This window comes from Ralstonia sp. Ralssp135 (genome assembly GCF_047304345.1).
Classification (GTDB): Bacteria; Pseudomonadota; Gammaproteobacteria; order Burkholderiales; family Burkholderiaceae; genus Ralstonia; species Ralstonia chuxiongensis.
The window spans coordinates 107,726-126,520 of sequence record NZ_JBGLYZ010000011.1 but is presented as its reverse complement, the minus strand read 5'-3'; the positions used below and the strand labels follow the sequence as shown (position 1 = coordinate 126,520).

19 protein-coding genes and 1 tRNA gene are annotated in these 18,795 nt (G+C 64.2%); 14 read left to right on the top strand and 6 right to left on the bottom strand.

What is annotated here, in order from left to right; all coding sequences use genetic code 11:
* Positions 1-214 precede the first annotated feature (214 nt).
* The 5 genes from ACCD03_RS10830 (at position 215) to ACCD03_RS10810 (ending at position 2,995) form a co-directional block, all read left to right on the top strand.
* Positions 215-766 (top strand): YaeQ family protein, encoded by a 552-nt coding sequence (locus ACCD03_RS10830; RefSeq protein WP_045204548.1) that lies wholly within the window; start codon positions 215-217, stop codon positions 764-766.
* Between the two features lie 43 nt (positions 767-809).
* A complete protein-coding gene (locus ACCD03_RS10825; RefSeq protein WP_012761517.1) occupies positions 810-1,163 on the top strand; it encodes an FKBP-type peptidyl-prolyl cis-trans isomerase in 354 nt (117 codons plus the stop codon).
* 64 nt (positions 1,164-1,227) lie between these two features.
* Positions 1,228-1,303, top strand: a tRNA-Cys gene (locus ACCD03_RS10820).
* 136 nt (positions 1,304-1,439) lie between these two features.
* Complete coding sequence (locus ACCD03_RS10815) at positions 1,440-2,189, top strand: gamma-glutamylcyclotransferase (protein WP_253536624.1); 750 nt, start codon at positions 1,440-1,442, stop codon at positions 2,187-2,189.
* An 11-nt stretch (positions 2,190-2,200) separates the two neighbouring features.
* Positions 2,201-2,995 carry an ankyrin repeat domain-containing protein gene (locus ACCD03_RS10810; protein WP_316673751.1) on the top strand — a complete coding sequence of 265 codons (795 nt, stop codon included), beginning with the start codon at positions 2,201-2,203 and terminating at the stop codon, positions 2,993-2,995.
* Positions 2,996-3,044: 49 nt separating this feature from the next.
* Here ACCD03_RS10810 and ACCD03_RS10805 read toward each other — a convergent pair whose 3' ends face one another.
* A complete protein-coding gene (locus ACCD03_RS10805; RefSeq protein WP_253536622.1) occupies positions 3,045-4,751 on the bottom strand; it encodes a long-chain fatty acid--CoA ligase in 1,707 nt (568 codons plus the stop codon).
* Positions 4,752-4,961: 210 nt separating this feature from the next.
* Between ACCD03_RS10805 and trxA the strand changes: the two genes are divergently transcribed.
* The 4 genes from trxA to ACCD03_RS10785 all read left to right on the top strand — a co-directional run bounded on the left by trxA (position 4,962) and on the right by ACCD03_RS10785 (position 7,445).
* Positions 4,962-5,807 carry a thioredoxin gene (gene trxA / locus ACCD03_RS10800; protein WP_045204551.1) on the top strand — a complete coding sequence of 282 codons (846 nt, stop codon included), beginning with the start codon at positions 4,962-4,964 and terminating at the stop codon, positions 5,805-5,807.
* 9 nt (positions 5,808-5,816) lie between these two features.
* Complete coding sequence (locus ACCD03_RS10795; RefSeq protein WP_253536620.1) at positions 5,817-6,482, top strand: DsbA family protein; 666 nt, start codon at positions 5,817-5,819, stop codon at positions 6,480-6,482.
* 80 nt (positions 6,483-6,562) lie between these two features.
* Positions 6,563-6,979 carry a bacteriohemerythrin gene (locus tag ACCD03_RS10790; RefSeq protein WP_325652680.1) on the top strand — a complete coding sequence of 139 codons (417 nt, stop codon included), beginning with the start codon at positions 6,563-6,565 and terminating at the stop codon, positions 6,977-6,979.
* 97 nt (positions 6,980-7,076) lie between these two features.
* Positions 7,077-7,445, top strand: coding sequence for a thioredoxin family protein (locus ACCD03_RS10785; protein ID WP_325652678.1), 369 nt, complete (start codon positions 7,077-7,079; stop codon positions 7,443-7,445).
* On the opposite strand, the gene tcdA is transcribed toward ACCD03_RS10785, so the two are convergent.
* The gene (gene tcdA / locus ACCD03_RS10780; RefSeq protein ID WP_325652676.1) at positions 7,413-8,318 is read right to left on the bottom strand and encodes a tRNA cyclic N6-threonylcarbamoyladenosine(37) synthase TcdA; all 906 of its coding nucleotides are present in this window, start codon (positions 8,316-8,318) and stop codon (positions 7,413-7,415) included. The two genes, ACCD03_RS10785 and tcdA, sit on opposite strands and share 33 nt — an antisense overlap.
* An 81-nt stretch (positions 8,319-8,399) precedes the next feature.
* Between tcdA and ACCD03_RS10775 the strand changes: the two genes are divergently transcribed.
* Positions 8,400-10,685, top strand: a complete 2,286-nt coding sequence (locus ACCD03_RS10775) for an AsmA family protein (protein ID WP_413411509.1) — start codon at positions 8,400-8,402, stop codon at positions 10,683-10,685.
* A gap of 22 nt (positions 10,686-10,707) precedes the next feature.
* Here ACCD03_RS10775 and ACCD03_RS10770 read toward each other — a convergent pair whose 3' ends face one another.
* The 3 genes from ACCD03_RS10770 to ACCD03_RS10760 are packed head-to-tail and all read right to left on the bottom strand — an operon-like array spanning position 10,708 to position 14,100.
* Complete coding sequence (locus tag ACCD03_RS10770) at positions 10,708-11,991, bottom strand: cytochrome c (protein ID WP_325652672.1); 1,284 nt, start codon at positions 11,989-11,991, stop codon at positions 10,708-10,710.
* Position 11,992: 1 nt separating this feature from the next.
* On the bottom strand, positions 11,993-13,615 hold the full coding sequence (locus tag ACCD03_RS10765; protein ID WP_325652670.1) for a GMC family oxidoreductase: 1,623 nt from the start codon (positions 13,613-13,615) through the stop codon (positions 11,993-11,995).
* Positions 13,615-14,100, bottom strand: a complete 486-nt coding sequence (locus ACCD03_RS10760; protein WP_045204559.1) for a sugar dehydrogenase complex small subunit — start codon at positions 14,098-14,100, stop codon at positions 13,615-13,617. Before ACCD03_RS10760 ends, ACCD03_RS10765 begins: the two co-directional genes overlap by 1 nt.
* 204 nt (positions 14,101-14,304) lie before the next feature.
* Here ACCD03_RS10760 and pdxH point away from each other — a divergent pair, with 204 nt between their 5' ends.
* The 3 genes from pdxH to ACCD03_RS10745 all read left to right on the top strand — a co-directional run bounded on the left by pdxH (position 14,305) and on the right by ACCD03_RS10745 (position 17,450).
* The gene (gene pdxH, locus ACCD03_RS10755) at positions 14,305-14,943 is read left to right on the top strand and encodes a pyridoxamine 5'-phosphate oxidase (RefSeq protein WP_045204560.1); all 639 of its coding nucleotides are present in this window, start codon (positions 14,305-14,307) and stop codon (positions 14,941-14,943) included.
* 196 nt (positions 14,944-15,139) lie between these two features.
* Positions 15,140-16,360, top strand: coding sequence for an SAM-dependent methyltransferase (locus tag ACCD03_RS10750; protein WP_253536614.1), 1,221 nt, complete (start codon positions 15,140-15,142; stop codon positions 16,358-16,360).
* Positions 16,361-16,364: 4 nt separating this feature from the next.
* A complete protein-coding gene (locus tag ACCD03_RS10745) occupies positions 16,365-17,450 on the top strand; it encodes a DUF72 domain-containing protein (RefSeq protein WP_253536613.1) in 1,086 nt (361 codons plus the stop codon).
* A gap of 15 nt (positions 17,451-17,465) precedes the next feature.
* On the opposite strand, the gene msrA is transcribed toward ACCD03_RS10745, so the two are convergent.
* Positions 17,466-18,026, bottom strand: coding sequence for a peptide-methionine (S)-S-oxide reductase MsrA (gene msrA / locus ACCD03_RS10740; RefSeq protein ID WP_325652667.1), 561 nt, complete (start codon positions 18,024-18,026; stop codon positions 17,466-17,468).
* Between the two features lie 181 nt (positions 18,027-18,207).
* On the opposite strand from msrA, the gene ACCD03_RS10735 reads away from it, so the two are divergent.
* Positions 18,208-18,786, top strand: coding sequence for a flavin reductase family protein (locus tag ACCD03_RS10735; RefSeq protein ID WP_253537475.1), 579 nt, complete (start codon positions 18,208-18,210; stop codon positions 18,784-18,786).
* Positions 18,787-18,795 lie beyond the last annotated feature (9 nt).

The following is an 18,795-nucleotide window of genomic DNA, read 5'->3' as shown; positions in this document are numbered from 1 at the left end:
GGCCCCCAAGCAGCAGGCCCACGATTCCGAATATCCAACGCATCGTTCTGATTGTCCTGTTTGGATAGGAAAAATATGCGCCGAATAGCGCACGCACCGCTCGTATACCGCAAACAGCCGCCGTTGGGAATGCGCCAGGCCAATGCCGTCAGCTTCACCGGCCCGTGCGACAATGCGCGCTTTGCCAAAAACGGCCCATCCACCGACCACCCGCATGGCCCTGAAATCCACGATCTACAAGGTCGATCTGCAGATCGCCGACATGGATCGCCACTACTACGCCAATCACGCGCTGACCGTCGCTCGCCACCCCAGCGAGAACGACGAGCGCATGATGGTGCGCGTGCTCGCCTTCGCCCGCCACGCCAGTGAAACGCTTGCCTTCACGCGCGGCCTGTCCGAGCCTGACGAACCCGAACTCTGGCAGCGCGACCTGACCGACGCCATCGAGCTGTGGATCGACCTCGGCAACCCCGACGACACCCGCATCCGCAAGGCCAGCAACCGCGCCGAACAAGTCGCCGTCTATACATATAGCGGCAACGCAAGCCGCGTGTGGTGGCAACAAATCGAGACCAAGATCACGCGCTTTGCCAACGTGTCGGTGTACGAGGTTGCTGCGGACACCGTGGCCGCGCTGGCCGCCATGGTGGAACGCACCATGCGTCTGCAAGTCACCATCCAGGACGGCGACATCTGGATCGCCAACGACGCCGACAACGTCCACGTCCAGCTCGAAACGCTCAAGGCCGCGGACGCCGCCTGAGCCCTTTCCCCTTCATCACCCACGCCACTCCACGAGGCTCATCATGACCATCGAAACCACCGCAAGCGGCCTGCAATACGAGGATGTCGTCGTCGGCGACGGCGCTGAAGCCACGGCCGGCAAATACGTCACCGTGCACTACACCGGCTGGCTCTACGAAAACGGCCAGGCCGGCAAGAAATTCGACTCCAGCAAAGACCGTAACGACCCCTTCGCCTTCCACCTGGGTGGCGGCATGGTCATCAAGGGCTGGGACGAAGGCGTTCAAGGCATGAAGGTCGGCGGCACGCGCAAGCTGATCATCCCGGCGGCCCTGGGCTATGGCGCACGCGGCGCAGGCGGCGTGATCCCCCCGAACGCAACGTTGCTTTTTGAGGTCGATCTGCTGGAAGTTTGATCCTGCGCTAGAATCCGCCCCGGCTTGCGATGCATCACGCGGTGCATCGCAAGCCGCCTCCCTCGGCGGGGTGGCAGAGTGGTCAATGCTGCGGCTTGCAAAGCCGTATAAGACGGTTCAATTCCGATCCCCCGCCTCCAGTTTTCCGGCTGCGCATGCTTCACCGTTGCGGCCGCGCCATAGTCAAACGTCCCCCGAGCATCGCAACGCCCTGTTTCCGGGCCATCGGCCGTCCGCCCGCGTGACCACTCGTAACGATTGCTCTATGCTTGCGACATGGCCGTCACCCGAGAGGATCTCGAACAGAACCGGTTGCGCGCCGCCCTGGGTGATTCGCCCGTCGCGTCGTCGTTGCTGACCGAGGCTGCGTTGGAAGCGTCGCTTGCATCGACGCTCGCGCGGTTGTCGGCTGCGCACGGCGAATGTCAGGACGCCTGGGTGTTCGGCTACGGCTCGCTCATCTGGAACCCGATGATCTTCCACACCGAGGCCGCCCGCGCCACGGTGCGCGGCTATCACCGCGGCTTCTATCTCTATTCCCGTATCAACCGCGGCACTTGGGACAACCCCGGGCTCGTGCTGGGTCTGGACCGTGGCGGCAGCTGCCGTGGCGTGGCTTTCCGCGTTCCGCGCGAGCATGCCGAGCATGAATTCCGGGTGCTCTGGCGCCGCGAGATGCTGACCGGCGCGTACCTCCCCCGCTGGCTGCCCACCGAAATCAATGGCCAACGCGTCATGGCGCTGGCTTTCGTCATGAACCGCGCGCATGAGGCCTATGCCGGCCGTCTGCCCGACGAGCGCGTGGTCGGCTGCCTGCGCGAGGCGGTCGGGCTGTACGGCCCGGCACGCGAATACCTGCAGCGCACGCTGATCGGCCTGGCCAGCAATGGGCTGCACGACCCGTATCTGGACCGCCTGTGGTCGCGCCTGCAGGAGACCGACGCAGCAAACGCCCCCTCCGCCACAACCGACGCAACGGACGTAACCGACACCGCACCGCTGCCCGATCCCTACCTCAGCGCCTAAACCCGCCCGCCATGCTCATCGCTCCGCACCCCGCGATCAACCAGCTCATCGGCGTCATGCTGGGGATGGCACTGGCCGTGGGCGACATGGCCAATGCGTGGCAGGAGCAGCATCTGCCGATCGTGCATGTTGCAGCCAACGCCAGCGCCAAAGTGGCACCCGGCGCGGCACGTGCGCCCGACGCCCGCCCCGTCCGCCACAGCGACCCCGCCACGCGTGACCGCGACCTGATTCTGGCCGCGCAGGCCGGAAACACCATGGCAATCCAGTCGTTGCTGGCCGAAGGCGCCAGCCTCAAGGCGCGTGATGCCGACGGCCGCACCGCGCTCATCGCCGCCGTCATGGCGCACATGGGTGCGGCGGCACGCTTGCTCATCCAGGCCGGCGCCGACGTCAACCTGCAGGACAACACGCAGAACAGCGCCTTTCTGCTCGCTGCCATCCAGGGCGATGCGGAAACGGTTCGCCTGGCCCTCTCGCACGGTGCCAACCTGCGCGCCACCAACGCTGACGGCGACACCGCGCTCATCCCGGCGGCGCGCCGTGGCTACGTGGAAGTCGTCAACGAACTCGTGAAGGCGGGCGTACCGCCCGATGCCACCAACAACCTGGGCCTGACCGCGCTGATCGAAGCCGTGGCCCTGGGCGACGGCAGTGACAAATACGAGAAAACCGTGCAACTGCTGCTCGACGGCGGCGCCGACCCGAACCTGGCCGACCGCGGGGGCGTCACGCCGATGCGGCATGCGCGTCAGCGTGGCTTCCACGGCATCGGCGCACTTCTGTTCAAGGCGCGCGGACATTAAAAAAGGGGCCACTCAGGCCCCTTTCTCTTGATGCTCTCTGATGCCCTCTTTAGGCTGCCGCCGGTTTCTCGGCCGCGTCGTTCCTGGCGTTTTCCTGCTCCTGCAGCGTGCGCCACATCACCTTGCCCGTGCCGGACTTGGGCAGCGCATCCACAAACTCCACCACGCGCGGGTACTTGTAAGCGGCCATGTTGTCGCGCGCCCAGTTGATGATGTCGTCTTCGGTGGTCTTGCCCTTGGCGTGAGCCTTGAGCACCACCACCGCCTTGACCGACTCGCCGCGATACGCATCACGCGTGCCGATGATGCAGGCCTCCTGCACGTCGGGGTGCTTGTACAGCAGGCTCTCCACCTCGGCCGGCCAGACCTTGAAGCCCGACGCATTGATCATGCGTTTCAGGCGATCGGTGAGAAAGAAGTAGCCGTCTTCATCCATCCTGCCGAGGTCGCCCGTGCGGAAGAAGCGCTTACCCTCGAACTCGATGAAGACTTCTGCGCTGGCCTGCGGCTTGCCCCAGTAACCCAGGAAGACCTGCGGGCCGCTGACGATGATTTCACCCACCTCGCCGATCGGCAGTTCTTGCAGCGTCTGCGGATCGACGATGCGAGCGTCGGTGTTGAACACGGGAATGCCCAGGCACTGCTGCTTGGCCCGATCGGCCGGGTTGCTGTGCGTAGGTGCGATCGTTTCCGACAGGCCGTAGCCTTCCTGGTACGCGAGGTTGAAATCCTTCAGCAGCCGCTCGGCCACAGCCTGCGGCATCGCCGCGCCGCCGCCGCCGATGTAGGCCAGGCTCGACAGGTCGAACTCCGCCAGCTGCGGGCTCGCCAGGAAGTCGATCACCATGGTCGGAATGTTCGTCCAATGCGTGATCTTGTAGCGCGAGATCAGCCGCCCCGCCACCTCGCGATCCCAGCGCGGCAGCATCACGACCGTGGAGCCCATATAGATCGGCGCATTCATGCCGTACTGCATGCCGGTCACATGGAACAGCGGGATGATCGACAGGCTCACGCCCTCCTTGGTCGAGCTCGACCACATCGAACCACCCACCACGTTGTGCATGACCGTGCGATGCGGGTGCATGCAGCCCTTCGGAAAGCCCGTGGTGCCCGACGTGTACGGCATCACGGCCAGATCGTCCGGGCCGGCGGTGTGCGGGCCTGGCACGAGGCGTTGCGCGAGCGCATCGTTCCATGCAACGGCACCGGGCTGCGCCGGATGCTGCGCGGTAATCCACGCGGGGGGTGCATCTTCGGGATATTCGTACTGGGCTGGCAGCGCATCGGCGTACGACGTGACCAGCAGGTGCTTGGTGCGCTGCGCCTCGGGCAGCTCGGCGTTGGCGGTGGTCACGTTGACGGCCAGATCTGCGCTGCAGATGACCGTGGCTGCGCCCGCATCAGTGATGTAATGCTTGAATTCTTCCGGCCGGTTCATCGGGTTGACCGGCACGACCACCGCATCCGCGCGCAGGATGCCGTAATACGCGGCCATGAACTGCGGACAGTTCTGCATGTACAGCAGCACCCGGTCGCCCTTCTGCACCCCCGCCACCTGCTGCAGCCAGCCCGCCACTGCGACTGCATCATCGTGCAGCTCACGGAAGGTGGTGTGGCGACCGTAAAAGATAATCGCGTCCTTGTCCGGATAGCGTCGGGCAGACACTTCCAGGTTGTACCAAAGGCTCGTTTGCGGCGAGCTGATGTTGTGCGGCAAACGTCGGGGCCAGAACTGGAAGTGCGGTCGTGTCATGCCATGTCTCCGTGAATCTGTGTGTTGTTTTTACCGGATGGTATCCGAACGATCGTTCTATTTTCAACCGTTGCTGTGACATACGTTATTGCGGCGGACAAAGGACGGGCAGATTGCCTAGAAACGGTCCGCCCCACCCCCAAGTAAAATGCACGATACCTCTCGCCGGTGTAGGTACCGGCGCCATTGCCCCTCAGGAGAATCCCGACGATGAGCGACATCACCTCGCAGAATTTCGCGCAAGAAGTGATCGAAACCTCTCGCCAGGTCCCGGTGCTGGTTGATTTCTGGGCGCCATGGTGCGGTCCGTGCCGCACATTGGGTCCGATGCTGGAAAAGCTGGAGGCTGAGTACGCCGGCAAATGGAAGCTCGCCAAGATCAACTCGGACGAAAACCCGGAGCTTTCCGCCCAGTTCCACGTGCGCAGCATCCCGTATGTGGTGGCGTTTGTGGATGGCAAACCGGTCGACCAGTTCGTCGGCGTCTTGCCCGAAGCGCAATTGCGCGCGTTCCTGGATCGCGTGATTCCGCAACCTGCAGAAATCGCCTATCGCGAAGGCCTGGCCGCAAGCCAAGCCGGCGAAACCACCCATGCGCGCGAAGCGTTCCAGAACGCGCTGGCATTCGACCCCGGCTTCGATGCCGCCCGCTTTGAACTGGTGAACCTCTTGCTGGACAGCGGCGACGCGCATGCCGCGCAGGGTGAGTTCGCATTGCTTTCGCCCAAGGCGCCGCAGGACGAGCGCTATGCCCCGCTACAGACGCGGCTGAAGGCCACCGAACGGGCCGATGCGCTCCCCGACGCCGGTGCCCTGCGCACGGTCGTGGAAGCGGAGCCCGGCAATCTGCAGGCGCGGCTCGATCTGGCGCAACAGTACATCGCCGGCCAGGATTACGAAGCGGCCCTGGAGCAATTGCTCGCCATCGTCGAGCGGGATCGCGCATTCCGTGATGACGTCGCCCGCAAGACGATGGTCTCGGTATTCGACATGATGCGCGACGCGCCGCAAGCGGTATCGCACTGGCGCCGGCAGCTGGCGTCCAAACTGAATTGAGGAGCCGCCATGCGACTGATCTATGTAGCCGATCCGATGTGTTCGTGGTGCTACGGCTTCGGCCCGCAGTTGGCTGACCTGCGCAAGCGGCTGGCCGATACCCTTGGCGCGCCGGTGCCCGTGACGCTCATCACCGGCGGCCTGCGCCCCGGCCAGCGCGAGCCGATGGCAGCGGACAAGCGCGACGAAATCCTCCACCACTGGCATGCCGTGGCCGAACGCAGCGGCATGCCGTTCGACCAGTCGCCCGAGGTAGCCATGCGCCGCGATGGATTCGTCTACGACACCGAACCCGCCTGCCGCGCCGTCGTCATGGCACGCGAGCACTGGGCCGAGGAAGACGAACGCGTGCTCACCGTCTTCCATGCCATCCAGCACGCCTTCTATGCCGAAGGCCGCGACACCACACAAGCCGACGTGCTGCGCGACGTTGCACTCGCCAATGGCGTCGGGGCGGCACACTTCGATGCCGTGTTCGACACGGATGCGCTGCGCGACGAAACGCGCGAAGACTTCCGACTATCGCGCCGCTGGGGCATCACTGGCTTTCCCAGCCTGCTGGCCGAGCAAGGCGGCACGCTGTATCAGATCGGGCGTGGCTATGCGCCGTCGGTGGCGCTATACACACGGGCGGTAGAAGTGCTGCAGCAGCATCCCGCGCCCGACGCCAGCTAACTCGTTTGCCCCGCGTCAAACTGGGGCAAGGTGGCCGTCGCTTAAGCTGACCGCCTTGCCCATCCAATTCCTCATCTGCCATGCCCGTGATCGAATGGTCCGAGGCGCTCCAACTCGGAGACGCCGCCACCGACGCCAACCACGCCGAATTCTGCGCGCTGCTCAACGCCATTGCAGATGCCTCGGACGCCGAGTTCATTCCCGCGCTCGACGCCTTCATCGACCACACCGAGCACCATTTCGGTGAAGAAAATGCGTGGATGGACGCCGCCGACTTCCCCCCGCGCCACTGCCACCGCGGCGAGCACGACAACGTGCTGGCGCTGTGCCGCGAAGTGCGCAAGCGCGCCGCTGCGGGCGAAATGGAGTTGGGCCGACGCCTTGTGGCGGAATTGCCCGCCTGGTTTGCCCAGCATGTCGACGTGATGGACCGCATGATGACGACGTACCTGGCGCAAGTGGGAAGCTCCGTGCGCAACATCGAGCACGTCGGCTGAACGCAGGTTGTCGACCGGCGGTCTGCTGCCTAGAGTCAAAGTGGCCCTGCCCGCTGGCCTTCGTTGCGCGGGCGTCCACTCCACGCTGGGAGCGCCCATGAAGATCGTCAACGATGCCTCGTTTCAATCCGATGTGATCGATGCCTCGCAACGCAACCCGGTGGTGGTGTGCTTTGCCGCAGAGTGGAGCCACCCGAGCCAATCCGCCGTGGCCAGCCTCGAACAAATGGAGTCGAGCTACGCCGGACGCGCCACATTCGTCACCATGGATTTCGACGAGAACCAGCACACCGCCGATCGATACGGCGTGTCGGTCATGCCCGGTTTTGTGGTCTTTGCCGACAGCCAGCCGCGCGACGGGTGGTCGGGCGTGTATGCCGACGCCATCCGCGAGAAGCTGGATCAGGTCATCCCTCGATCAAGCAGCACGCCGTCAGACGCCGGCGATCGCACGCAGCGCCGTTGACGCGGCCACCATCCCGAACACCGCCGTCACGCATACGGACGAGCCAAAGCCGGCGCATGCAAGGCCTTGCGGCCCCTGCTGCGCAGGCTGCGGAGCGGGCGGCGCATTAACCACGGCAATGTCCCCAGCCGCTGCAAGATCGTCGATACCGGCGTGGCTGGACTCGACCGGCAACTCGACATCGCACGCCTGCTGTTCAGATTCTGGGTAGCGCAGCGGCTCGTCCGAGAAGACTGCGTCGATACCGAAGCGTGACTTCGGGTTTTTCGGAAAGCCATGCTGGCGGCGCAGGTTGCCGCGCACCTTGGCGAGCAGCGGATCTTGAATCGTGCGCGAGAGGTCCGTTACGCGAATGCGCGTCGGGTCCAGCTGCCCACCTGCCGCGCCGCATGTCACCACGCGTTTGCCGGTGCGTTTGCAGAACGCGATGATGGCCGTCTTCACCTTCACCGCATCGATCGCGTCGATTACGTAATCGAACGGGTGGCCGAGCAATGCCTCGACGTTCTCGACCGTCACGAAATCATCAATGCGGCTGATCTCCGCGCGCGGATTGATCTGCAGGATGCGCTCTGCCATGGCGTCGACCTTGGCCATGCCATACGCGTCGCCCAGCGCGTGAATCTGGCGGTTGGTGTTGGACACCGCGATGTGATCGAGGTCGATCAGCGTGAACTTGCCGACACCGCAGCGCGCCACCGCCTCGGCAGCCCAAGACCCCACACCGCCGATGCCGATCACGCACACGTGCGCCGCCGCAAAACGCTCAAGCGCCTGCGGACCGTACAACCGGGCAACACCGCCAAACCGGCGTGCGTATTCATCATCGAGAATGGGCGGGTGCGCTGGCGCGCTGATTGCTACTTGGCTCATGACACAATTGAATCGTGGTTGCGCCGAACTATATATCAACGTGCGCGGTCGCATTTTTGTGCCAATACCAACAAAAAGACGATGCGTACATCCGGCAAACTCGCCCTCGGACTGGTCATCACACCCGTCGTCATCGTGGCAGCGGCGGTCACCTTTGTGCTGACGTTCGACTGGAACCGCGCCAAGCCGTATCTGAATGATCGCGTCTCGCAAGCCATCGGGCGCCCCTTCGCCATCAACGGCGATCTGATGCTCACGTGGAAGAAGCCCGAGGGCGAATCCGGCTGGCGTGCATATGTGCCCTGGCCACGACTGATTGCCAACGACATCACCGTCGGAAACCCGGAATGGGCCAAGCAGCCGAACGTGGCCACCATCCATCAGCTCACGTTTGTGCTGGAGGCGCTGCCGCTGCTGGCGCATCGCATCGTCATCCCGAGCGTGACGCTGGACACGCCGGCCATCGCGCTCGAACGCGACAAGCAGAACCGCAACAACTGGACGTTCGATCTGGCGGGCAGCGAGGACGACAACAAGAAGCCGTCGGACTGGAAACTGGACCTGCGCGAGATCGCCTTCAGCAAGGGCTCGCTGGCGTTGGACGATGACGTCAAGCGCATTCACCTGACTGCGGCCATCGACACCGTCGACAACCAGTCGCTGTACACCGCCGCTAACGGCACGGCCATGAAGAGTGCGGACCAGCCCGCCACGGCACCGACGGCGTCCGGCGCGGCAGCATCCGATACCGCAGCACAGACGCCGACGGTGGCCGATCCGCAGCAGCCTTACGGCATCGCGTGGACGGTCAAGGGAACCTACAACAACGCCACCATCAAGGGCAGCGGCAAGGCCGGCGGCGTGCTGCGCCTGCAGGATGCAAAACGGCCCTACCCGCTGCAGGCCGACGTGACGGTCGGTAAGACGCGTATCGACCTGGCAGGCACGCTCACCAACCCCGCCAGCCTGACGGCCATCGACTTACGCCTGCACCTGTCGGGCGCAAGCATGGCGCAGTTGTATCCGCTGACCGGCGTGGTGCTGCCGGATACACCGCCTTTCGACACCCGCGGCTGGCTGATCGGCGAACTTCGCAAGCAAGGCTCGACGTGGCGCTACGAAAAATTCACGGGCCGCGTGGGCGGTTCCGATTTGGGCGGCACGCTCACCTTTGCGATGCGCCAGCCCCGTCCGCAATTGACTGGCGAACTCGTTTCGCATCAATTACTGTTCGCTGACCTCGCGCCAATCATCGGCGCCGACTCGAACGCCAGCAAGGCCAAGCGCGCCGATCCGAGCGCCGACCCAGGTGACAGCAAAACCGTGCCGCAGCCCCCCGACAAGGTGCTGCCGGTCGAGCCCTTCCGCACCGATCGCTGGAACGCGATCGATGCCGACGTGAAGTTCACCGGCGAGCGCATCGTCCACACAGCAGATCTGCCGATCAACCACCTCGTTACGCACGTCAAGCTGCAGGACGCGGTGCTCACGCTCGACCCGCTCAATTTCGGCATTGCGGGCGGCACGCTTTCCTCCAACATCCAGCTCGACGGACACGCCACGCCCATGCAGGCACGCGCTGCGCTGGCGGCACGGCACTTCAAGATCAAGCAACTGTTCCCGAAGATCGAATCGGTGCGCGCCAGCGTGGGTGAGATCAACGGCGATGCGCGTCTCTCGGCCACGGGCAATTCGGTGGCGGCTCTGCTCGGCTCATCGAATGGCGAGGTGAAGCTCTTGGTCGAGCAAGGCACCATCAGCAAGTTCATCCTGGAAGCCATGGGGCTGAACGTCGGCAACGTGATCCTCACCAAGCTCTTTGGCGACAAGCAGGTCACCATCAACTGCGCGGCTGGCGACTTTGCCGTAAGCAATGGCTTAGCGCAGGCGCGCACGTTTGTGGTGGATACGCAGGATGCCGTCATCGACGTAACCGGCGCGACGAGCTTCAAGCAGGAGGCGCTGGACTTCACCATCCACCCGGATTCGAAGGGGCTGCGCGTGTTTTCGCTGCGCACACCGCTGTATGTGAAGGGCACATACAAGCATCCGGATGTGTCGATCAATCCGGCAGTCGTGGCGCTACGGGCAGGCGGCGCAGTGGCCCTGGCGTTGACGGCGCCGGTGGCGGCGGTACTGCCAGTGCTTGAGCTCAAACCCGCACCCGAAAGCGCTTGCGGCAAGCTGCTCGCCGATGTGCGCCAGCGCCCGACTGCGCCGCCGCCGGGCAAGACGTATCACAGCAAGAACCCGGGCCGCACGCCGGAAGGCGATTTGAAATCGACGCAGCCCGGCTCGGGCAAGACCGCAGCGCCCCAGCGTCCCGCAGCACCCTCGTCGCGCGACCCGCTCACGACCGGCGGCTAACCCGCCGCCTGCACCATCGCCGCTACTTCGCTGAACGCCGCTTTGCGATAGCTCCTGCCGTTACCGCCGGTGTGGCCGGATCGCCAAACTGGCGCGTGACGTAGTTCGTCAGCGCGGCGAGCTGTTCATTGGACAACTGACGCCCGAAGGCCGGCATGCCGATGTGCTTGTCGCCGGCCTTGCGTTCAATGCCGAACAACATCACCTGCACGAGGTTGGTTGTGTCCCGCGTGCCGACCGCTGAGTTGTGCAGCAGCGGCGGGTAATAGCCGTCGGGCGTGCCACGTCCATCGGCCTGGTGACACGTGGCGCAATTGCCAAGGTACAGACGCGCAGCATCAATCATGGTTTCGATGGGCTTGCCTCGCAGCGCCGTCACATCGGTGGCAGGCTTGCCCCAATCCTGCCGTGCGCGTTCAAGGTTATTGCTCACGGCTGGCACGGTGCGCAGGTATTCGGCGATGGACTGGACGTCTTGCATCGTCATCCGCGAAAAGCTGTGCTGCACCGCTTCGCCCATCGGCCCTGCGGCCTGTGCCACGCCGGGGACGCTGCCGGTGCGCAGATATTGGACGAGCTGCTCGGGCCTCCACGCGCCGATGCCGCTCGTTGGGTCCGACGTGATGTTGAATGCCGTCCAGCCCGCGAGGGTTGAGCCGGACAGATAACCGCTGCCGCGCTCGTCCAGCGCCTTCTCCTGCATGGCGAAGCCGCGCGGCGTATGGCACGTGCCGCAATGCGCGAGGCCTTGCGTAAGGTACGCACCGCGATTCCACGTCGGCGACTTGTCACCCTTCGGGGTGTACGGCTCGCTCTTGAGGAAAACGAGGTTCCACAGCTTGAGCGGCCAGCGCATGTTCAGCGGCCAGCGAATCGTGCTCGGTGGCGGATCGTTCTGCACGGCCGTCACGCCGTTGTGGAAATACGCATAGAGATCGCGCATGTCCGAATCGTTGATCTTCGCGTACGACGGATACGGCATGGCCGGATACAGATTGTCGCCGGCATCGTCCACGCCTTTTCGCACGGCGCGCTCGAATTCTTCGTAGGTCCATTTGCCGATGCCGGTCTTCTCATCGGGCGTGATGTTGCTGCTGTAAATGGTGCCTAGCATCGGAATCTGCATCGGCAAGCCGCCGGCAAAGGGCTTGCCGCCGGGAGCCGTATGGCAGGCCGCGCAGTCCGCCGCAATCGCGAGGTATTCACCGCGTTTGATCTGCGCGGCGTCAGCCGGTGTGTCTTTCGCCCAGGCATTCGCCACGAGGCCGGCCAGCAAAAGCATCGAGAAAGAAGCGGTCGATTTCATCTCACGCCTCCTTCTTCAGTTGGTCGGCAATGCGCAGCGCCAGTGCCGCGATGGTCAGCGTCACGTTGACGGTCCCCACGGTCGGCATGGTGGAACTGCTGCTGATGAACAGATTCGGGTGGTCAAACGTCCGGCAATCCTTGTCGACCACGGAGTCTTTCGGATCGGCACCCATGATGGTCGCGCCGGTGATGTGGTTGTTGGGCGCAAAGTCGTCGTGGAATTCGACATTGGTACCGCCCATCACCTGCGCTGCCGTCGCGTAGACCTCTCGCGTATGCACCGCGCTGCGTTTGACGTAGTCGTCGATGTGGTACGTGATCTCGGGGCGCGGAATGCCGATGGCATCCACTTCCGTCGCGCTCGGCACGATGCGGTTTTCGGGCAGCGGCAGGATCTCGTGAAAACTGTCGAACTGCACGTAGCGCGCAGCCTGGTCGCGGATGCGCGCATCCAGGTCGGCGGGCTTGATGAGCTTGCCTTCCTTGAAGATGCGCTGCGTCTCCTGCTCGATGCGCGAGATGTTCGACAGGTGCAGTTTCTTGCCAGCCTGCGTGGCGCGGAAAGGCCCATCTCGAAAGCCGATCAGCGACGTCATTTCCTGCGGCCCGCGCCCCGGCCATAGCTTGCGGTCGGCATAGAAGCTCACGCCGGTGCCGGGGTGGTCCATCAGGTTGCGGCCCACCATGTCGGAGCTGTTGCCGACGCCTTTCGGAAAATCCTGGCTCGTCGACATCAGCATCAGCTTGGGTGTTTCGATGCCGTTGGCGGCCAGCACGAACCACTTGCCTTCCACGCGGTGCTCGGCACCTTTCGCGTCTTTGTAGCGCGCGGCCACGATGCGCTTGTTGGGACCGACTTCGAGCTTGAAGACCACGGCGTTTTCGATCAGCCGCGCGCCGGCCTGCTCGGCTTTCTCCACATGAAAAATGCCGTTGTACATCGCGCCGATCGGGCAGATCGGCATGCAGTTGTTGTTGCCACAGCAGGTCGGGCGGCCGTCGTACGGGCGGCTGTTGCGCGCCACGGGTTCGGTCACCACGTGGAAGCTCGCGTCGTGCGCATTGAGCGCTTCCTTGATCGTGCGTTCATTAAACGAGAGCGGGAGCGGCGCCATCGGATAAGGCTGGCTACGCGGCGAGCCCAAATCTTCGTCGTTCGGCCCCCATACGCCCAGCGCCTCTTCGGCCAAGCCGTAATAGCGCTCCAGATCCTGATACTGGATCGGCCAGTCGCGCGCGATGCCGTACACGCTGCGCAGCTTGAAATCATTTGGCAAAAAGCGCCACGTCGATGCAGCCCAGTGCCACGTCGTGCCGCCCACCGCCCGGATGTACTGCGAGTTGAACTGATGCTCGCCCTTGAGCACGAGGTAGTTGTTGGGCGGCCCGTATTCAGGGTGCGGTGCCCAGGGCGTGGATGGATACGGCGCCATAAAATCCATCTTGTCGGCCTGGTTGCGGAAGCGCTCAACGATCTCCCAGCGCGGCAGGCGCGGACCCGCTTCGAGCATCAGCACCGACTTGCCCGCGCGCGCCAGCTCGTACGCCACCAGCGCCCCGGCCACGCCGGAGCCCACCACTACGATATCGGCTTGTTGGCGAGTTCGTTCAGATTGGGCCATCAGGCTTGCCTCTCGACAGGGGGCTCGGCCCAGAAGCCGGGCTGGTTGGGGCAATACGTGCGGATGACCAGCGTGTCGGAGACCACGCTATACATCAGCGCCTGCTCGTACGTGACGACATTGCCGTCGACCACGCCCAGGTACCACGCTTCCAGAATCTGCAGCGCGGTCTTCTGCTGCGCATCGGAAAGCGAGCCCGCCGCCAATGCCTGCGCCAGTGGCCGCAATTGCGCGGCAAAGTCGGCGCTGGATTTGCCCAGCGCCGCCAGCAACCGCGTGCCGACGCCGCGATCCAGCGCCGGCCGCGCCGTCAGCGCCTGTGACAACGCCATGAACGCATCCAGCGATTCAGTCGGGGCCTGGGCGATCGCACGCAGCGCCTGCGAGCCCGCCAGCCCGGCCGCAGCCAATGCCAGCGTGCCTTGCAGCCACTGGCGGCGCGTCAGGCCGGCGGCGGTGTCGGGAAAATGGGAACGGGGGGCCATTTCGACATCCTGTTGAAATTTTTGTGGGGAACATGGCAGGCGGCGCCAGCCTGACGCCCTTGACTAGCCAATATAGGCGGCGCGGGACAGATCGCCAGCACCCCGCCCCAAGCGCAAACCGTGCCAGCCCTTGCGCGCGAGCAAAGGACGACGGGCCGCGTTTGTCTATACTCGGCCCGTTCGCATGCTGCTTCCACCACGCTCATGACCTCCATTGCCGATATCCGCACCGATTACGCCCGCGCTTCGCTCGACATCGCCGACGTCGACACCAACCCCCTGCGCCAGTTCCGCCGCTGGTTCGACGAGGCCCTGAAGTCCGAGGTGGCTGAAGTCAACGCCATGACGCTCGCCACGGTGGACCCGCAGGGCCAGCCCTCCGCCCGCATCGTGCTGCTCAAGAACCTGGACGAACGCGGCTTCACCTTCTTCACCAACTACGCCAGCCACAAGGGCGAAGAACTGGCCGCCAACCCGCGCGCCGCGCTGCTGTTCCATTGGATTGGGCTGGAGCGGCAAGTGCGTGTCCAGGGCATCGTCGAAAAAGTGAGCGACGCCGAGAGCGACGCCTATTACCATTCGCGCCCGCTGGGCTCGCGGTTGGGGGCGTGGGCGTCGGAGCAGAGCAGCGAAGTGCCCGACCGCACCACGCTGGAGGCCCGCGAAGCCGAATATCGCGCACGCTTTGGCGACGCTCCGCCGCGCCCGCCGCACTGGGGCGGCTACCGTCTGCTGCCGGAGCAGCTGGAATTCTGGCAGGGCCGCCCATCACGCTTGCACGACCGGCTGGAGTACCGGAAACAGGCGGACGGCAGCTGGACGATCGTCCGCCTCGCCCCGTAGCCGGGCGAGCAGATGCGCAACACGTTATTGCGCATCGCGTCATACCGGCACGGCGCTTGCTGCGGATGATTGGCTCGGCACGCGCCCGCTAAGACCCGCACAGCACAATGGGAAAGTTTGTCGTAAGCTAATGTGATCCGTTCGGGCTGCAATCCGATGGCCGCCTCGAACACCTGCACATCAGGGAGGCGTCGACATGTTTTTCCAACAGGCGATTGACCGCAAACTCGAACAGTGGATCCGGGACATCCGCGAGTCTGCCGACCTTCCTTTACGCCTGCGGTTATGGAACGGTGACCAATACGAACTGGGCCGCTTCGAGCAGCCCCGCGTCACGCTCACCGTGCGCGAAGCGAGCGCTCTGCCGCTGCTGCTGTCCCCCACGCTCAACAACCTTGGCGAGGCGTACGTTCAGGAGAAGATCGATCTGGACGGCAAGCTGGCCGACATCATCAACGTGAGCTACAGCCTGGCTTCTGCGGCTGCGGTCAGCAGTGGAAACGCGCTGGCCCGCGTGGTGCGCCACTTCGCCCACACGAAGGAAGGCGACAAGGAAGCGATCCAGTATCACTACGACGTTTCCAACGATTTCTACAAGCTGTGGCTGGACCAGAACATGGTCTACTCCTGCGCCTACTTCGAAAATGGCGATGAAACGCTCGACGAGGCGCAGCTCAAGAAGATCGACCACATCCTCACCAAGATCCGCTTGCAGCCCGGGCAAACGCTGCTCGATATCGGCTGCGGCTGGGGCGCGCTGGTGCTGCGTGCCGCGCAGAAGTACGGCGCGCGCTGCCTGGGCGTGACGCTGTCGCAAAACCAGTACGAGCTTGCCACCGAACGCGTGCGGGCGGCCGGCTTGCAAGACCAGATCGAAATCCGCATCCAGGACTACCGCGACCTCACCGGCCAGTTTGATCGCATCACGAGCGTCGGCATGTTCGAGCACGTCGGCCGAAAGAACCTGCCCGGGTATTTCCGCCGCATACACGATCTGCTGGCCGACGGCGGCGTCGCCATGAACCACGGCATCACGTCTTCTGACACGGCCGGCGGCGAAAGCTCGTTGGGCGGCGGCGATTTCATCGATCGCTACGTCTTTCCGCAAGGTGAACTACCGCACATCTCGCTGGCGTTGAGCGCCGCGCAGGATGGCGGCCTGGAGGCGCTTGACGTTGAAAGCCTGCGCCGCCACTATGCGCGCACGCTCGAGCACTGGGCCGAGCGTTTCGAGACCAACGGCGAGACCATCCGCGCGATGGTGGGCGAGAAAAAATACCGTATCTGGCGCGTTTACCTGGCCGGCTGCGCGCACGCTTTCGACGCAGACGAAATCTCGATCTTCCAGACCGTGCTGCAGAAGGCCGGCAAGTCGGCGACGTCGATCCCGTGGTCGCGCCGCTATATTTACGCGTAACCATTTGACCGCCAGTTCCCCCATCGACGATCTGTTCGGCGCGCCGCCCGTACCCAGCGACAGCGCGGCCGCCGAACCAGACAAGTCCGCTCCGAAAACCAAACGTTCCCCCACCCGCCAGGGCGTTCTGCCAGCCGCGGTCGCACCCGAAGTGGCCGAACTCGCGCAACGCTTGCCGCGCGGCCTGCGCATTGGCACTTCGTCGTGGTCGTATCCGGGGTGGGACGGGCTGGTGTATGCGGGCGAATATTCCGAATCCATACTCGCGCGCAAGGGCCTGGCGGCTTACGCCCAGCACCCGCTGCTGCGCACGGTCAGCATCGATCGCGGTTTCTATTCGCCGATTCCGCTGGCGGACTACGTCGCCTATGCGGCCAGCGTGCCGGAAGATTTCCGCTTTGCAGTCAAGGCAACTTCCGCCGTATGCGATGCGTGGATTCGGGAATCGGACGGGCGCGGGCGCATGGCCAATCCCGCCTTCCTGAATGCTGAATTTGCGATTCGCGATTTTGTTGAGCCTGCCACCCGCGGGCTCGGGACGCGATGCGGGCCGCTGGTGTTTCAGCTTTCGCCGCTGGGCGCGCTGGCCGAAGATGCCACTGGCTTTGTAGAGCGGCTCGAGGCTTTCCTGACCGCCCTGCCGCCGCTCGATCCGCAACTCAATCCCGATGCCGTCTACGCGGTGGAATTGCGCGACGCCACGCTGCTCACGCCACGCTTGATCAAGATGCTGCGCGCCGCTGGCGTGCGTTATTGCGTCGGCCTGCATGAGCGGATGCCAGCGGTGGACCGGCAAGCCGCCGCCGTCGCGTTGCTGGATGAGGGCGCGGGCGGCCCGCTGGTGGTGCGCTGGAACCTGAATAGCCGCTATCGCTACGCGCAAGCCGAAGCGGCGTACAAACCGTTCAACAAGCTCGTCGATGAAGACCCGTTCTCGCGCGAGACGTTGGCCGACATGGCGGTTGCCGCGCTGGCGGCCGGGCGCAAGGTGACGATCCTGGTCAGCAACAAGGCGGAAGGATCGTCCCCGTTGTCGTGTATCAAACTGGCCGAGGCCATTGCCGCGCGCCTACCGGTGGACGCAGCTTAGCCTCGGCGCCATCTCCTAACCCTGCAAGCGGTGCGCAAACTGCTTGCGGAATTTCGCCACCTTGGGCGAGATCACGAACGCGCAGTAGCCTTGCGCCGGGTGGTCGCGGAAGTAGTTCTGGTGCTCGTCTTCCGCGCGCCAGAAGGTCACCTTGCCGTCAGCGGCATCCACCAGTTCCGTCACGATGGGCGCTTCAAAAATATCGCTGGCGCCGAGTTCGGCAATGACCGTGCGCGCCGTCGCCAATTGCTCGGGCGTTTGCGCAAAGATGGCTGAACGGTATTGCGGGCCGACATCGTTGCCCTGGCGATCCACGGTGGTTGGGTCATGAATGGCGAAGAAAATGTCGAGAATCTCGCGATACGGAATCACAGCCGGGTCGAACTTTACGGCTACCACTTCCGCATGGCCGGTGTTGCCGTTGCATACGGCACGGTAACTCGGGCGATCGACATGGCCGCCGGCGTAGCCGGACACCACGCTGTGCACGCCTTGCACTTGCTGGAACACGGCCTCCAGGCACCAAAAGCAGCCGCCGCCCAGAACGGCGGTCTCAAGGGCGCGTTGTTCAGTCATTCGAATTCTCCTGCGGTTGATTAGGCTGCCATTAGTCGGCCGAAGCCCCTCATCCTGACACAGGCACCGTCATGTGATCGCAGGACCACGCAAAGCCCTACCCTGACGCGGCCTATCGGGCGTCCGTTACAATTGAGTATTACTTTCGGTAGTTTTCATGGACCAACACGGAGCCATTCCCATGGATGCGCGCGCCCCGGAATCTTCCGCGCGCGAGGCGTCGTCACATCGACGCCCACATGGCCGCGCCACCCCGCCCGATTTTGACGCCGCGCACTTCCGGCGAGCGCTCTCTCAGTTTGCTACTGGGGTGACGGTGGTTACCACGCGCTCGGAAGGCCGACCGGGCACGCCGGCGTTCGTAGGCGTAACGGCCAGCTCGTTCAATTCGGTGTCGCTGGATCCACCGCTGGTGCTGTGGAGCCTGGGCACGCAGGCCAATTCGTTTCCGCTATTCCACGCCGGCTCGCACTACGTCATCAATATCCTGGCGGCCGAGCAGTTGGACCTGTGCAAGCGCTTCGCCACGCTCAAAGGCGACCGCTTTGCCAACATCGACTATCGCCTGAGCCCAACTGGCCTGCCGATCCTCGCGCAATCGCTGGCGTGGTTCGAGTGCCATAACCGCAGCCGATATGACGAGGGCGACCACGTCATCTTCGTGGGTGAAGTCGAGCGCTGCGGCGTGATCGACGCGGATGGCGCACCGCTGGTGTTCCATCGCGGCGCGTTCTCGTCGCTCACGCGCATCGGCGACTGACAAGCCGGT

Excerpts from the sequence above, each read along its gene's own strand:
- ACCD03_RS10830 (WP_045204548.1), top strand. The coding sequence starts at position 215 with ATGGCCCTGAAATCCACGATCTACAAGGTCGATCTGCAGATCGCCGAC.
- ACCD03_RS10825 (WP_012761517.1), top strand. The coding sequence starts at position 810 with ATGACCATCGAAACCACCGCAAGCGGCCTGCAATACGAGGATGTCGTC.
- ACCD03_RS10815 (WP_253536624.1), top strand. The coding sequence starts at position 1,440 with ATGGCCGTCACCCGAGAGGATCTCGAACAGAACCGGTTGCGCGCCGCC.
- ACCD03_RS10810 (WP_316673751.1), top strand. The coding sequence starts at position 2,201 with ATGCTCATCGCTCCGCACCCCGCGATCAACCAGCTCATCGGCGTCATG.
- ACCD03_RS10805 (WP_253536622.1), bottom strand. The coding sequence starts at position 4,751 with ATGACACGACCGCACTTCCAGTTCTGGCCCCGACGTTTGCCGCACAAC.
- trxA (WP_045204551.1), top strand. The coding sequence starts at position 4,962 with ATGAGCGACATCACCTCGCAGAATTTCGCGCAAGAAGTGATCGAAACC.
- ACCD03_RS10795 (WP_253536620.1), top strand. The coding sequence starts at position 5,817 with ATGCGACTGATCTATGTAGCCGATCCGATGTGTTCGTGGTGCTACGGC.
- ACCD03_RS10790 (WP_325652680.1), top strand. The coding sequence starts at position 6,563 with ATGCCCGTGATCGAATGGTCCGAGGCGCTCCAACTCGGAGACGCCGCC.
- ACCD03_RS10785 (WP_325652678.1), top strand. The coding sequence starts at position 7,077 with ATGAAGATCGTCAACGATGCCTCGTTTCAATCCGATGTGATCGATGCC.
- tcdA (WP_325652676.1), bottom strand. The coding sequence starts at position 8,318 with ATGAGCCAAGTAGCAATCAGCGCGCCAGCGCACCCGCCCATTCTCGAT.
- ACCD03_RS10775 (WP_413411509.1), top strand. The coding sequence starts at position 8,400 with ATGCGTACATCCGGCAAACTCGCCCTCGGACTGGTCATCACACCCGTC.
- ACCD03_RS10770 (WP_325652672.1), bottom strand. The coding sequence starts at position 11,991 with ATGAAATCGACCGCTTCTTTCTCGATGCTTTTGCTGGCCGGCCTCGTG.
- ACCD03_RS10765 (WP_325652670.1), bottom strand. The coding sequence starts at position 13,615 with ATGGCCCAATCTGAACGAACTCGCCAACAAGCCGATATCGTAGTGGTG.
- ACCD03_RS10760 (WP_045204559.1), bottom strand. The coding sequence starts at position 14,100 with ATGGCCCCCCGTTCCCATTTTCCCGACACCGCCGCCGGCCTGACGCGC.
- pdxH (WP_045204560.1), top strand. The coding sequence starts at position 14,305 with ATGACCTCCATTGCCGATATCCGCACCGATTACGCCCGCGCTTCGCTC.
- ACCD03_RS10750 (WP_253536614.1), top strand. The coding sequence starts at position 15,140 with ATGTTTTTCCAACAGGCGATTGACCGCAAACTCGAACAGTGGATCCGG.
- msrA (WP_325652667.1), bottom strand. The coding sequence starts at position 18,026 with ATGACTGAACAACGCGCCCTTGAGACCGCCGTTCTGGGCGGCGGCTGC.
- ACCD03_RS10735 (WP_253537475.1), top strand. The coding sequence starts at position 18,208 with ATGGATGCGCGCGCCCCGGAATCTTCCGCGCGCGAGGCGTCGTCACAT.